Raw genomic sequence first — 13,919 nt, forward strand, 5'->3', positions numbered from 1 at the left:
CATCCCAACTTTCGAGGACCTGAATCATGTTGAAAGGCTACGGGGCTGTCATCCTCGATGGCGCATGGCTGACGCTTCAGCTCGCCTTGTCGTCCATGGCCCTGGCCATCGTTCTGGGTCTGATCGGCGTTGCGTTGCGTCTGTCTCCGGTGCGCTGGCTGGCCTGGCTGGGCGACCTGTATTCCACGGTGATCCGCGGTATTCCTGACCTGGTGCTGATCCTGCTGATTTTCTACGGTGGTCAGGACCTGCTCAACCGCGTGGCGCCGATGCTCGGCTATGACGACTACATCGACCTGAACCCGTTGGCCGCCGGTATCGGCACCCTGGGCTTCATCTTCGGTGCGTACCTGTCGGAAACCTTCCGCGGCGCGTTCATGGCGATCCCCAAAGGTCAGGCGGAAGCCGGTATGGCGTACGGCATGAGCAGTTTCCAAGTGTTCTTCCGGGTGTTGGTCCCGCAGATGATTCGTCTGGCGATTCCGGGTTTCACCAACAACTGGCTGGTACTGACCAAGGCCACCGCGCTGATTTCGGTGGTGGGTCTGCAAGACATGATGTTCAAGGCCAAGCAGGCGGCAGATGCCACTCGCGAGCCTTTCACCTTCTTCCTCGCAGTGGCGGCGATGTACCTGGTCATCACCAGTGTCTCGTTGCTGGCATTGCGTCACCTTGAGAAGCGCTACTCGGTAGGCGTAAGGGCGGCTGATCTATGATCTTCGACTACAACGTCATTTGGGAGGCCTTGCCGCTGTACCTCGGCGGCCTGGTGACCACCCTCAAACTGCTCGGGCTGTCGCTGTTTTTCGGCCTGCTGTGCGCGTTGCCGCTGGGCTTGATGCGCGTCTCCAAGAACGCGGCCGTCAACATGACGGCGTGGCTCTACACCTACGTGATCCGCGGCACGCCGATGCTGGTGCAACTGTTCCTGATCTACTACGGGCTGGCGCAGTTCGAAGCGGTGCGTGAAAGCTTCCTGTGGCCGTGGCTGTCCAGCGCGACGTTCTGTGCGTGCCTGGCGTTTGCGATCAACACCAGCGCCTACACCGCCGAAATCATTGCCGGCAGCCTGCGGGCCACGCCGAACGGCGAGATTGAAGCCGCCAAGGCGATGGGGATGTCGCGCTACAAACTGTACAAGCGCATCCTGCTGCCGTCGGCCCTGCGCCGGGCGCTACCGCAATACAGCAACGAAGTGATCATGATGCTGCAGACCACCAGTCTGGCGTCCATCGTGACCCTCATCGACATCACCGGTGCCGCGCGCACTGTGAACGCCCAGTACTACCTGCCGTTCGAGGCTTACATTACTGCCGGTGTTTTCTACCTGTGCCTGACGTTCATTCTGGTGCGCCTGTTCAAAATGGCCGAGCGCCGCTGGCTGGGCTACATGGCCCCGCGGAAGCACTAATATGGAACGCATCGATCATTCATTACCCTGGAGCCACCTGGGCAGCGAACGCCAGATTTCGGTATTCCGTTTCGGAACAGGAGAACGCAAGGCCTACATCCAGGCCAGCTTGCATGCCGATGAACTGCCGGGCATGCGCACCGCCTGGGAGCTGAAAAAGCGCCTCGCCGAACTCGAAGCCCAAGGCTTGCTGAACGGGGTGATCGAACTGGTGCCGGTGGCCAATCCACTAGGGCTGGGTCAGTTGCTTCAAGGCAATCATCAGGGCCGTTTCGAGGCGGGCAGCGGCAAGAACTTCAACCGCGATTTCGTCGAGCTGAGTGCGCCCGTGGCCGCTGAGCTGGCGGGGCGTCTGGGGGATGATCCGCACGCCAATATTCAATTGATTCGTCAGGCCATGAGCGATGCGCTGGCCGCCTTGCCGCCGGCAGCGAGTCAGTTGCAAGGCATGCAGCGTGTCTTGCTCAGCCATGCCTGCACGGCCGATGTCGTGCTGGATTTGCATTGCGATGCCGAAGCGGCGCTGCACATGTATGCCCTGCCGCAGCATTGGCCGCAATGGCGCTCGCTGGCCGCGCACCTGGGTGTGAAGGTGGGGCTGTTGGCGGAAGATTCCGGCGGCAGTTCGTTTGACGAAGCCTGCTCGCTGCCCTGGTTGCGCCTCTCTCGATTGTTCCCGGATGCGCAGATTCCACTGGCCTGTCTGGCGACTACCATTGAACTGGGTGGTCAGGCCGACACCGGTCGCGCGGACGCTGAGGCTTATGCTGAAGGCATTCTGGCGTTCCTCGCCGAGCAGGGTTTGATCAGCGGTGAGTGGCCAGCGCCTGCTCAGGAGGCGTGCGAAGGCATGCCGTTCGAAGGCACCGAATTGTTGTTCGCGCCGCACCCTGGGGTGATCAGCTTTTTGCGCCGGCCCGGCGAGTGGGTCGATGCCGGTGATGAAATTTTCGAAGTGATCGATCCGTTATCGGATCGGGTCAGCACGGTGTGTGCTGGTACGTCCGGGGTGCTGTTTGCCATTGAACGGCTGCGTTATGCCCAACCCGGTTTCTGGCTGGCCAAGGTGGCGGGGCGCGAAGCGCTGCGTCACGGGCGCTTGCTCAACGACTGACTGACTGTTTTTGTGAGAACCGACCGCATGTACAAACTTGAAGTCCAAGACCTGCATAAACGCTATGGCAGTCACGAAGTGCTCAAGGGCGTGTCCCTGAAAGCGGCGGCTGGCGATGTGATCAGCATCATCGGCTCCAGTGGCTCCGGCAAAAGTACTTTCCTGCGCTGCATCAACCTGCTCGAGCAGCCGCACGCGGGCCGGATTCTGCTCAATAACGAAGAGCTGAAACTGGTGGCGAACAAGGACGGCGCGATGAAAGCGGCCGATCCGAAACAGTTGCAGCGCATGCGTTCGCGCCTGTCGATGGTGTTCCAGCATTTCAATCTGTGGTCGCACATGACCGCGATGGAAAACATCATGGAAGCGCCGGTCCACGTACTGGGCATGTCCAAGGCCGAAGCCCGCGAGAAGGCCGAGCACTACCTGAACAAGGTGGGCGTGGCGCATCGCAAGGACGCCTATCCGGGTCACATGTCCGGTGGCGAACAACAGCGTGTGGCGATTGCCCGTGCGTTGGCGATGGAGCCGGAAGTGATGCTGTTCGACGAACCGACTTCGGCCCTCGACCCGGAACTGGTTGGTGACGTGTTGAAGGTAATGCAGGCCCTGGCGCTGGAAGGCCGGACCATGGTGGTGGTGACGCACGAAATGGGCTTCGCCCGTGAAGTGTCCAACCAGTTGGTGTTCCTGCATAAAGGCATCGTCGAAGAAAGCGGTGACCCGCGCGAAGTGCTGGTCAATCCACAGTCCGAGCGTTTGCAGCAGTTCCTCTCGGGCAGCCTCAAGTAAACCGGACTCCCGTTGCGCACCGTGTAGGAGCTGTCGAGTGAAACGAGGCTGCGATCTTTCGATTTGAACAATCAGGATCAAAAGATCGCAGCCTCGTTTCACTCGACAGCTCCTACAGTGGGGGGGCGCAAGCCAGCTCCCACAGTTAGATCTCCATCGGTTTTGAGATATGCGTTCATTTACGGGCTAGCATTGGCCCATGCCTTCATCACGTTCCTCGTTTCGGATTGCCCGCCATGACTGCCCATCGAATTGGTTTCCTGATTTGGCCCAGCACTAAAGCACTGACGCTTGCGCTGGCTGAGGAGGCCTTGCGTGTTGCCCAGCGTGTGCATCCGGACGTTGTCTACGAACTGTCGTTCCTGCAGGCCGAACCGCCTGCCGAAGGCGCCTGGCAATTGCCTGGCGAACCCTGGGCCGGCAAGCTTGAAAACTTCCAGAAACTGTTTCTGCTCGCCGACGAGCCGCCGACCACACTCGCGCCGGCGCTCAGCAGTGCGCTGAAACAACTGGTGCGAGCCGGTTGTGTGATCGGTGGTTTGTCCGCCGGGGTTTATCCGTTGGCGCAACTCGGTTTACTCGACGGTTATCGCGCCGCCGTGCACTGGCGCTGGCAGGATGATTTCGCCGAGCGCTTCCCCAAAGTGATCGCTACCAGCCATCTGTTCGATTGGGATCGCGATCGCCTGACGGCTTGTGGCGGGCTCTCGGTGCTCGATTTGTTGCTGGCGGTATTGGCCCGTGATCACGGTGCGGAACTGGCGGGTGCGGTTTCCGAAGAATTGGTGGTCGAACGTATTCGCGAAGGCGGCGAACGCCAGCGCATTCCACTGCAGAACCGCCTGGGCTCGAGCCATCCAAAGCTCACCCAGGCGGTGTTGCTGATGGAAGCGAATATTGAAGAGCCACTGACCACCGACGAAATCGCTCAACACGTGTGCGTGTCCCGTCGGCAACTGGAGCGAATCTTCAAGCAATACCTCAACCGTGTGCCGAGCCAGTACTACCTGGAACTGCGCCTGAACAAGGCCCGGCAGATGTTGATGCAAACCAGCAAGTCGATCATCCAGATCGGCCTGTCGTGTGGCTTCTCCTCGGGGCCGCATTTCTCCAGCGCCTACCGCAACTTCTTCGGCGCCACGCCGCGGGAAGATCGCAACCAGCGGCGCAGCAGTAGCCCGTTTGAATTGTCGTCGGTGCCTTCAGAACGCGGTTAGTCTCAAATGGAGAAGGCCATGGAGTAACTTCCACGGCCTGTTTGCTCAAGTCCTACGTTCAGCTTTCCATATCAACATCAGGTGCGATATCGGCGGGGCGCGACATCCCGGTGACCGCACCAATGCCCAGCGTATTCCCCGTATCGTGGAAGTGAGCAGCCACACGTTCCAGGCTTTGCGCCGAGAGTGGATTACCTCTGAAGTTGAAATTTTCCGTGTTATCGGGATTGGCTTCCATCAACTCGATCGGTATTTCAGTGATCATGTTGTTGGAAAGGTCTGCGTGCATCAGGCGAGGGTTGTCGAACAAACCTATCGGCGTCTCGCGGATTCCCGTATTGCTCAGGTCCAGCGTGAACAATCCCCTCATATTGCTCAGATCGGGTGTCAGGCCTAACGGATTGCCTCTGAGATTCAAACTGTCGAGTTTTTCCATTCCATTGAGTGCGTTCAGGGTTGTTTGGGTCAGGGTGATGCGGCAATCAGGCAGGCTCAGCGACGTCAGATTTCTCATCTTGAAGACCGCCTCAGGGATGTTGTCCAGCTGATAACCCTGAACGCCAAGGCTTTCCAGATTTGGGAAATACTCCAGAAACCGGCTTGCTCTTGACGCCATGGCGCCATCAACTCTCAGGTAAAGTTCGCTGACATGAGGAAATTGTGTCGTCAGTAAAGGCAAGTCGCCCAGGATGACCAGGTTAGAAGCAAAAGTGGTTTCGCCAAAGGACGAATCTTCTGCCGGTATTTGCCGCCAGCATCGCTCTACACTTTTCTTGAACTTCAGTCTTTTGTGTTGCTCTTGCAGAAGAATTAATGGCTCCAGCGGTTCACCCGTGACGGGGTGGTCGGGGATATCGGTCATCCACACATCAAGATCACGACTCAGGGCGTCAAGCTCGGCTCGCTTACGCATCAGTTCGACACGTCCATCGGCCAGCGTACCGGGCAGGCGATAAATGTATTCGCTGGCTTGTTCCAGACTCAAACCCGGGTAAAGCGCCAGCACCTGATCGATATCCCCCTGGTCGGCCAATACGCCCAGGTCTTTTCCGGTTTGTCGGTGGTAGGTTTTTACCCGCTCAAGGGTTACTTCGGACAACGGGTTATGACCAAAGTCGAATCCCTCGCCCACTTCGGCGGACAGGTTGTAGAGGTCGGGTGGAATTTCAGTTATCCGATTGTTGTTCAGAACGGCAGTTTGAAGTCGAGGGTGATTCGACCAGCCGACGGGTACATGGTCTATGCCTGTACTGGAAAGGTCGATAAACGTGAGCGCTGGCATGGCGGCTACGTCCGGAACGCTGCCCAGTGGGTTATTGAACAGGTCCAGCATGTCTAGGCGAGGCAGCGAGGAGAGTATGGCCTGCCCCTCGGACCCGAGCGCGACACCACAATTGCTCAACACCAGTTTTTCAAGTGATGGCATGCCGGTGATAGACCGAGGTATGTGATTAAGGGCGAAGTCGCGTAACTCCAAGTGTTGGAGACCGGGAAAACATTCAAGGAAGCCGGAAGAGGCATTCAGGGCGCTGTTGCCGCTGAGGGCCAGTGCCGAGACATGACTGAAGTCTGCTGTCAGCACTGGTAATTCACCCATAAAGGCCAGGTCTGTTATGAATGCGTCTTCCCTGAGTTCCGGCCTGCCTACCCGTCTCAAGCGCCAGAATTGCTCAAGTTTTTCCCTGAACTCGTTTCTCACGGTCCGTTCTGTGAGCAATTCATGGGGATTTAAGGAGGCGCCAGTTGAGGGGTGACGCGATGGAACGTCAGCGGCCCAGTCCTTGAGGTCATGGGTTAACTGAGAGATTTCCGTTTCCCAACGAGTGAGCTGGCTACGACTGTCTTCCAGCGTTCCGGGCAGCGTATAAATCACATGACTGGCGTCTTCGGTACTCAGTCCTGGAAAAAGTGCGCGTGCGCGATCAATGTCGGCCTGCTCGGCCAATACGGCGAAGTCTGTTCCGTTTTTTGCGTAGAAGGCTTTTATCCGGTCCCGGCTCATTGAAGACAACGGGTTGTTGGCGAGATTAACCCCTTCGGCGAGATCAAGGTCCAGATCAAAAAAAGCGTCGGGCAGTTCGGTGATCTGGTTCCCATTAAGGATGGCGGTTCTTAGATGTTGGCGACTGGTGAGTCCCTTTGGCAGGTCGCTGATACCTGTATTGGACAGGCGAAGTTCGTTCAGTGCGGGTAACGTTTCTACATTGGGCGCGATCATCAGTGGGTTGTCACTGAGGTTCAGCACCTCGAGCTCGCTGAGCGATGAAAGTATTGTCTGGCCCTCAGGGGTCAGTGCCACTCGGCAAAGGCTTAAATGCAGTTCCTTGAGCGTGGACATGCCTGTGATGGCGGGGGGCACCTGTTCAAGAGTGAAGTTTCGCATCTCCAGGCTTTGCAAGTTCGGGAAGAGGTCGAGGAACGGGTCGGTCGCAAGGATCGCATCGTTGCCATTGAGGGTGAGTCTGGACACATGGCCGAAATCCGCAGTCAGCGGAGGCAGGTCACCGGAGAATGTCAGATTGATAACCAAATGATCGTCCCGCATCCGGGACATCTCTATCCGACGCCGCCAGAACCGTTCCAGGGTTTGCCCAAATTCTGACCTTGATGCGTACTGGTCATACAGCTGAGGGGCCGTAAATGCTTCGCTGGTGACGGGATGACGGGCAGGCACCTGGGGCGCCCATGTCGTCAGGTCAGCGGTCAATTGGTTCAGCTCTGCTCTCCAGTGCACCAGTTGGCGGCGGCTGTCTTGCAGTGTGCCGGGCAAGTCATAGATCGCATCGCTGGCATCCTGTGAGTCCAGCGCTGGAAAAAGCGCTTTCATTATGTCGATGTCAGCCTGGTCAGCTGGAACGCCAAAGTCTTGCCCAGTCTCGCGGAAGTAAGTTTTTATCCGTTCTCTGCTCGCTGCGGACAGTGGATTGTCAGCAAACTCAAACCCGTCACTGCGGTTGGCGGGAAGGGTGAATACGGTCTCGGGCAATTCGGTTATCAGGTTGCCATTGAAAATGGCAGTACTGATATTCGGATGCTCCACCAGACCCACGGGAATGTGGGTAATGTGGGTATTGGACAGGTTGATGTACTTCAATGCAGGCAGCGCAGTGATATCGGGTGCTTGCCCTAATGGGCTGTTGGTCAGTTCCAGCGTGTCGAGATTGCTCAGTGAGGACAGTGCTGTCTGGCTTGCGTGATTCATCGCCACGCCGCAATCGTTCAGTATCAACGTGTTGAGCTCAGGCATGTGCGTGATTGCCTGGGGTATCTGCTCCAGTGCAAAACTACGCAAACCCAAGTGTCGCAAGTTCGGGAACCGCTGCAGGAATGGAGAGGTTGCAGAAATAGCGGTATTGCCCGTCAGGCTCAGGTAGGAAACATGACTGAAATCGGCGGTCAGTTCAGGCATGTCCCCCATGAATTCCAGAGTCAACACCATCTGGTCATTCAATCTGCTGCGCCATGCCTGGTCCAGTTGTCGGCTGAAGTAATACCTGGCCAGTTGCTCACCGGCCTGCTGATGGTTATTCAGGAGTTGGCCCGACGAGGGTGAACGCTCAGGAATGCGGCTGGCCCACTGCGAAAGATCATTGTTCAAGCGAAGAATCTCGCCCTCCCAATGTGTCAGTTGATTTCGGCCTTGCATCAGGGTTCCCGGCAAACGATACAAGAGATTAGTTGCCTGGTGGGCGTTCAGGTCAGGGAACAGGGAGATTGTGCGGTCGATATCCGCCTGCTCGGCCATGACCCCGAAATGATTTCCGGTTTGATTGTAATGTGCCTTTATCCGCGCCCGCGTAGTAGCGGACAGTGGGTTGTTTGCAAAATCCAACGCGCTTCCCTGGTTGCTCGCGGCATTGAAGAGCGCATCGGGCAGGCTGGTTATCTGATTACCGTCAAATCTGCCGATTACAACGTGCGGATGATCAAGGAGTCCGACGGGTAGCTCAGTAATCCCCGTATTGGCGAGATTGATGTGACGCAAAGCGCGAATAGCCCGGATATCGGGTGCGACCGCCAAAGGGTTGTCCTGTAGATCGAGCAGAGAAAGCTTGCGCAGTGAAGAGAGCACTTGCTGGTTGGCGGGGGAAAGTGTGATGCCGCAGTTGCGCACGATCAGTTGCCGCAGCGAGGACATCGCAGCGATGGAGGGCGGCAAGTTCGGCAGGTTGAGGTTCTGTACGTCGAGGAACATTAACCCGGGGAAATTTTGTATAAACGGCTCGAAAGCCCGGGTGCTGGTGCCGCTATTGATGGTCAGGGCAACGACATGGCCAAAGTCGGCGGTCAGGGCGGGCAGCTCCCCCAGTATCGAATTCGGAAGGTAAAGCTGGTAGCCGACAGGCCCGCGTGTTTCCTTGCGCCAGCAACTCTGAACAGTTTCCTTTAGCAGGCGGCGGTTACGCTGGGCTGCCCGGCGCTGGGACGCTGTCAGCGCGAGCCCGCTGTCGGGGTCGGCAGACGGTATTTCGTCAGCCCAGCGACGCAGGTCAGCGGTGAGCTGGGCATATTCGTTGCTCAACCGGGACAGTTCTGTCCGTACCCCTGCCGGATGGTTGCGCAGCCTGGAAATCAACGCGTCCACTTCCTCGGGGGAATGCCGTGGATAGATTTCCAGGACCCTGTCTTGCAGGGTGAAAGTTGCCTCGTTCCTGGATGTGCGCACGGTGCGCGTGATTCGTCGATAGCCCTCCAACCCCACCAGGCGCAGGGTGTCCAGATCAGCTCCTTCAACCGCTGGCAGAGAAATCGCCAATCTAAGCTCGCTTCGCTCCATGGGCTGTTTGCGAATAGCATCTTTAAGCTTGTCCCCTTGGCCTGCCTGGATGTTCACGGCTTGGCGTTCCGAGTCGGGCAGGGCGTACAGGACGCTGGTGTAAAAGTCGGTTGCCGAATGCAGTTCCTGGCCGCGGTCGTCAAAGGGCTGATAGGTGCCATCGGTTTGGCGAACCAGGATTTTTTGTGCGCTGGCATCGGCGCGTCCGCTGCTGTCCAGTATCGGCCCTTCATAGGATTGATCCCGGATTTCAATACGCACGTCGTTGGTCCAGCCGGGCAGGCGTTTGAGGCTGTGCAACGCCAGAGTGTCGGTGTCCGGATTGTTCACGGCGTCCAGTTCCAGCCCTTCGTAAGCCCGGGTGACGCGCACTTCCTGATTGGCCAGTTGAGCGAGATCCTGCTGACGTTGGGGCAATTGCCCTTCACTGATCTGCAGGAGTTCATCGCCGGTGGCGGTGTTGAGTAATTCCCGCGTGATGCTGACCGGCAAGTTTGGATCGTATTGGGTGATCGGTTGTGCCAGCGGATCTTCGATTCGTTCGAGCGCCTGGTAACGTGTTTCGAACACGGACGTTCGTTGTTGCCAGGCGAGATCGACCAGGTGCTTCCTCAGTGTTCGGGCGCGCCGATCCAGGGAGAGCGAGGGGCCGCCAAATTCTTCTTCGAGCAGCGCTTTGGCTTCGCTTTCGTCGAGCGAACTGAGCAGCGTTTTGAGCAGGTCGCCGTCCCTCAGGTTGTCCTGACGAATCGTGGTCAGATGCAAGCTTTCGTCCGTTGAGGATTGCCAGATAACGCTCCCCTGTTGATCCAGGTAGCGCAGGCGTTTACCGGTTTGCCATCGGCCGCTCTCATCGAGCAGCTGCAGCTGAACCAGAGGATCGGCGCTGAGGTAATCCTGGGGCAACTCGCTGTCCAGTCGATCGACAAACGCTTTAAGATCCTGATCGATTTTGAAGCGCTTGATGGTGTCGGCCAGCAAGGGGGGCAGAGGCTCTTGATTGACATGCATTTTGCGCAAGGCATCTTCGTTGTAGCCGCTGACTTGAAGAATGATTTCGCGTTGGGCGGGGGAAAACGAATCGATCGAAGGGCCAATCCGCCGAAGCGCTGTGGTTTTGTCCCATTCGAGCGGTTGTTCGAGTTCGGTGTGCCAGGCGCCGTCGCCGTTGTGGCGCAGGATGGGTTTGTAGGCGTCAGGCCGGGTCGGGTGTTCGATACGGTACTGGCCGGGGACCTGGCTTTCGCTGACGGCAAAGTGTGCCTCATCGAGAGGCAGCAGTTGTTTGCCCTGGTGTTGATGCAGGCCCAGTTCATTGGCTTTGGAATCTGCGCCTGGAATGTCTTTTTGTTCGTAGCGGGCGAGGTCCGGTTCCCAGTAGCGGGTTTGTCCCTCGGTCATCGTCACCGGTTTGAAACGGTCGATGAAGGCGACAACCTCCTTGGGCAACACCTTGCGCAACTCGGTGGCGCCGATGGTCCCACCGACGGCAAACGCCCCCAACTGGACCAACGATTCGACGGTGCCCATGAAATGCTCGAACGCCTCTTTGGTTCGGTCTTGTGCCCACTCGACGATCCCTTCGAAGGCTTCGTCGAGCAACTGGTAGGCCATGTACGCCATCATCGCTTCACCCAGCACGGGCACGAATGGCGCGATGATGAACGCGGCGGTCTGAAGGATTGATGAGGCCAGGTCGATCAGCGAATCCCAAAACGCCCAGCGGGTTTTCTGATCGACTTTTGCCGTGGGGACGGCGATGGCCCTGGCGTCGTTGAGGATTTTGTCGAGCCTGGCCTGGTAGAGGTGTTGCCACAGATTGTCATTGAACGCTACGAACGCCGTTTGCAGGTTGGGGCGATCAATGGGTGTCTCTCGCCACGTTGGTTCAGAACTGCCGGCAACGGGCGAGTGCCATTTCACTTTGCTCAGGCGGTCATTGAGGCTGGCAAAAAAGAAGCCGCGTTGGTCGTGGTTCACGAATCGGCTAAAGAACTGTTGATAGTCCTTGGAACGCAACTGCCGGGTCAGTTCGATGACCATTGTCAGTGGGGACGCATATTCCTTGATCGGGTGCTCGGGGTCATCCGGTACATAGGCCACGACCCGGGCGGTTGCTCGGGTCTGATCCAGGTCGGGGGCAAACACCACGATGCCGGTGAGCGGGGCGGACAGCATCGTCAGGTCGTGACACAACAGGGGCTGCCCGTTGAGACGCATGCCTTGCACGCCATCGATCAACCCTTCGATCAAACGACAGTAGGTTTCGCCGATGTCTTTGTTCATTCGTGCCCAGTGCAGGGCGGCTTTCAGGGCCGCTTTCTGGCTGGCATCCACCTGAAGTCGCAGCGTCGAGGCGGCGGTCGGGTTGGAAAACCCGAGGTTGTCTTCGAGGTAGCGGGTGTACTGGCGGCCGATGTCCAGTTCTCGGCACAGGCTGGTAAACGCGGGGATGCTCATTCTGGCCTTGATAAAGGGCAGGGTATCGAACTGACCGCTCGCCGAGGGCTGGGTGATGTAGGTCGAATCGGTTTCGTAGGCAGTGTCCCGGGTTTCCTTCTCTTCGAAATTATGTAGTGCCGCGTCCAGCAGCGAAACGGTCCAGGCGCGGGCGCCGGTCTTGACTGGAAACCATGGGGTCGTCGCGGGTACATACAGGCGCAGGAAGGTGGATTTGACGTCCACCTCAAGGCCGAAGCGGCGTTTCAAGGCGGCTTTGAGTAACGGTTCGGCGAAAGCATTAGCGTCTTGCAGATGCGCGAGCGTTTGGTCGACCTCAGTTTGTGCAGTCCAGTGCGCGGCGTTAAGTGCCATCAGTTGCTGGTGCTGGGCGGCCGATGCTCCGTTGAGTGAGCCGAGGCGTTGGGGCTGAGTATTTTTAAGCGCTTGGCGCCGGGCCGGTGAGGCGGTGCCAAGCCAGTCGGGGATGGCGTCTTTTAGCGGTTGATAGTGGTGATCGGGGTGCTGCGATTCGGTTGTGTCGCTTGTAGCCGTGGGTGGCCATTCTTTAGACAGTTGCATCGTGCCAATCCTTGAGCATTTAAAGAATCGCAAGCAAATCAGGATGACGCGATAGGGGGGCGGTACATACGTAAGGTGTTCGCGAGCGGCACAAATCAAATCCTGGCAACCCTGCCTGTAATCTCGCCAGCAGTTTAAACTGCGCCTTTGCGACGCTATTTGTCGCATTGCCGTAAACCCGGCGTAAACCGGGGTTTGCGCTATAAGAAGTTGTCGCTTGGCGGCAAGGCCAAGCTGAAAACTCTCCTTACAATCCCCCCATCGCTCGCCAGTTTCAGGCGGGTGTTCCTCTTCAGGAGACTCCGATGTCCGTTGAGCACGCTGCAGTAGAACGCGCCGATTTCGACCAGGTAATGGTTCCCAACTACGCGCCTGCCGCATTCATTCCCGTGCGTGGCGCCGGTTCCCGCGTGTGGGACCAGTCTGGCCGCGAGCTGATCGACTTCGCTGGCGGGATCGCCGTTAACGTATTGGGCCACGCTCATCCAGCGCTGGTCGGTGCACTGACAGAGCAAGCGAACAAGCTGTGGCACGTGTCCAACGTGTTCACCAACGAGCCGGCCTTGCGCCTGGCCCATAAGCTCATCGACGCCACGTTTGCCGAGCGCGTGTTCTTCTGCAACTCCGGCGCCGAAGCCAACGAGGCCGCTTTCAAGCTGGCCCGTCGCGTCGCGTTCGACCGTTTCGGTAGCGAGAAGTACGAAATCATCGCCGCCCTGAACAGCTTTCACGGTCGCACGCTGTTCACCGTGAACGTCGGTGGTCAGTCGAAGTATTCCGATGGTTTCGGTCCGAAGATTACCGGTATCACTCACGTGCCTTACAACGATCTGGCCGCTTTGAAAGCAGCCGTTTCCGACAAGACCTGCGCGGTGGTGCTGGAGCCGATTCAGGGCGAGGGCGGTGTGTTGCCGGCCGAGCTGGCTTATCTGCAAGGTGCCCGTGAACTGTGCACCGAGCACAACGCGCTGCTGGTGTTCGACGAAGTGCAAACCGGTATGGGCCGCAGCGGCAAGCTGTTCGCCTACCAGCATTACGGCGTAACTCCGGACATCCTGACCAGCGCGAAGAGCCTGGGCGGTGGTTTCCCGATCGCTGCGATGTTGACCACTGAAGCATTGGCCAAGCATCTGGTCGTTGGCACCCACGGCACCACCTACGGCGGCAACCCGCTGGCGTGCGCGGTGGCGGAAGCCGTGATCGATGTGATCAACACCCCTGAAGTGCTGGCCGGCGTCAACGCCAAGCACGACAAGTTCAAGGCGCGCCTTGAGCAGGTCGGTGAGAAATACGGCGTGTTCACGCAGGTTCGTGGTTTGGGCCTGTTGATCGGTTGCGTGCTCAGCGATGCCTGGAAGGGCAAGGCCAAGGACATCTTCAATGCGGCTGAAAAAGAAGGCCTGATGATCCTGCAAGCCGGTCCGGACGTGGTGCGTTTTGCCCCAAGCCTGGTGGTTGAAGACGCCGATATCGATGCCGGCCTGGATCGTTTCGAGCGCGCCGTAGCGACGCTGACGCAAGCCTGATAGACCTTTCGACGCCTGACCAGTCAGGCGTCGAACCAAATTTTAATGCCGGACCCGATCA

General features: G+C 58.1%; 7 protein-coding genes. 6 read left to right on the forward strand and 1 reads right to left on the reverse strand.

Annotated features, from left to right (window positions below; all coding sequences use genetic code 11):
• The first annotated feature begins 26 nt into the window (after window positions 1-26).
• The 5 genes from H7698_RS29480 (at window position 27) to argR (ending at window position 4,534) form a co-directional block, all read left to right on the forward strand.
• Window positions 27-716, forward strand: coding sequence for an ABC transporter permease (locus H7698_RS29480; RefSeq protein ID WP_007951063.1), 690 nt, complete (start codon window positions 27-29; stop codon window positions 714-716).
• Window positions 713-1,411, forward strand: a complete 699-nt coding sequence (locus tag H7698_RS29485; RefSeq protein WP_162438696.1) for an ABC transporter permease — start codon at window positions 713-715, stop codon at window positions 1,409-1,411. Before H7698_RS29480 ends, H7698_RS29485 begins: the two co-directional genes overlap by 4 nt.
• Window position 1,412: 1 nt before the next feature.
• On the forward strand, window positions 1,413-2,525 hold the full coding sequence (locus H7698_RS29490; protein ID WP_194693764.1) for a M14 family metallopeptidase: 1,113 nt from the start codon (window positions 1,413-1,415) through the stop codon (window positions 2,523-2,525).
• A 27-nt stretch (window positions 2,526-2,552) separates the two neighbouring features.
• Window positions 2,553-3,317 (forward strand): ABC transporter ATP-binding protein, encoded by a 765-nt coding sequence (locus tag H7698_RS29495; protein ID WP_162438698.1) that lies wholly within the window; start codon window positions 2,553-2,555, stop codon window positions 3,315-3,317.
• A 236-nt stretch (window positions 3,318-3,553) separates the two neighbouring features.
• A complete protein-coding gene (gene argR / locus H7698_RS29500; RefSeq protein ID WP_162438699.1) occupies window positions 3,554-4,534 on the forward strand; it encodes a transcriptional regulator ArgR in 981 nt (326 codons plus the stop codon).
• Between the two features lie 58 nt (window positions 4,535-4,592).
• Here the strand turns inward: argR and H7698_RS29505 are convergent, their stop codons facing one another.
• Window positions 4,593-12,713: a dermonecrotic toxin domain-containing protein gene (locus H7698_RS29505; RefSeq protein ID WP_235992986.1), complete on the reverse strand. Its 8,121-nt coding sequence runs from the start codon at window positions 12,711-12,713 to the stop codon at window positions 4,593-4,595.
• Between H7698_RS29505 and H7698_RS29510 the strand changes: the two genes are divergently transcribed.
• Complete coding sequence (locus H7698_RS29510; RefSeq protein ID WP_194693765.1) at window positions 12,638-13,858, forward strand: aspartate aminotransferase family protein; 1,221 nt, start codon at window positions 12,638-12,640, stop codon at window positions 13,856-13,858. The two genes, H7698_RS29505 and H7698_RS29510, sit on opposite strands and share 76 nt — an antisense overlap.
• Window positions 13,859-13,919 lie beyond the last annotated feature (61 nt).

The sequence above is a fragment of the Pseudomonas sp. p50(2008) genome (assembly GCF_015351605.1).
In the GTDB taxonomy this organism is placed as follows: domain Bacteria; phylum Pseudomonadota; class Gammaproteobacteria; order Pseudomonadales; family Pseudomonadaceae; genus Aquipseudomonas.

Bases quoted from the DNA above. Each gene is read 5' to 3' on its own strand.
- H7698_RS29480 (WP_007951063.1), top strand. From the start codon at position 27: ATGTTGAAAGGCTACGGGGCTGTCATCCTCGATGGCGCATGGCTGACG.
- H7698_RS29485 (WP_162438696.1), top strand. From the start codon at position 713: ATGATCTTCGACTACAACGTCATTTGGGAGGCCTTGCCGCTGTACCTC.
- H7698_RS29490 (WP_194693764.1), top strand. From the start codon at position 1,413: ATGGAACGCATCGATCATTCATTACCCTGGAGCCACCTGGGCAGCGAA.
- H7698_RS29495 (WP_162438698.1), top strand. From the start codon at position 2,553: ATGTACAAACTTGAAGTCCAAGACCTGCATAAACGCTATGGCAGTCAC.
- argR (WP_162438699.1), top strand. From the start codon at position 3,554: ATGACTGCCCATCGAATTGGTTTCCTGATTTGGCCCAGCACTAAAGCA.
- H7698_RS29510 (WP_194693765.1), top strand. From the start codon at position 12,638: ATGTCCGTTGAGCACGCTGCAGTAGAACGCGCCGATTTCGACCAGGTA.
- H7698_RS29505 (WP_235992986.1), bottom strand. From the start codon at position 12,713: ATGCGGCAGGCGCGTAGTTGGGAACCATTACCTGGTCGAAATCGGCGC.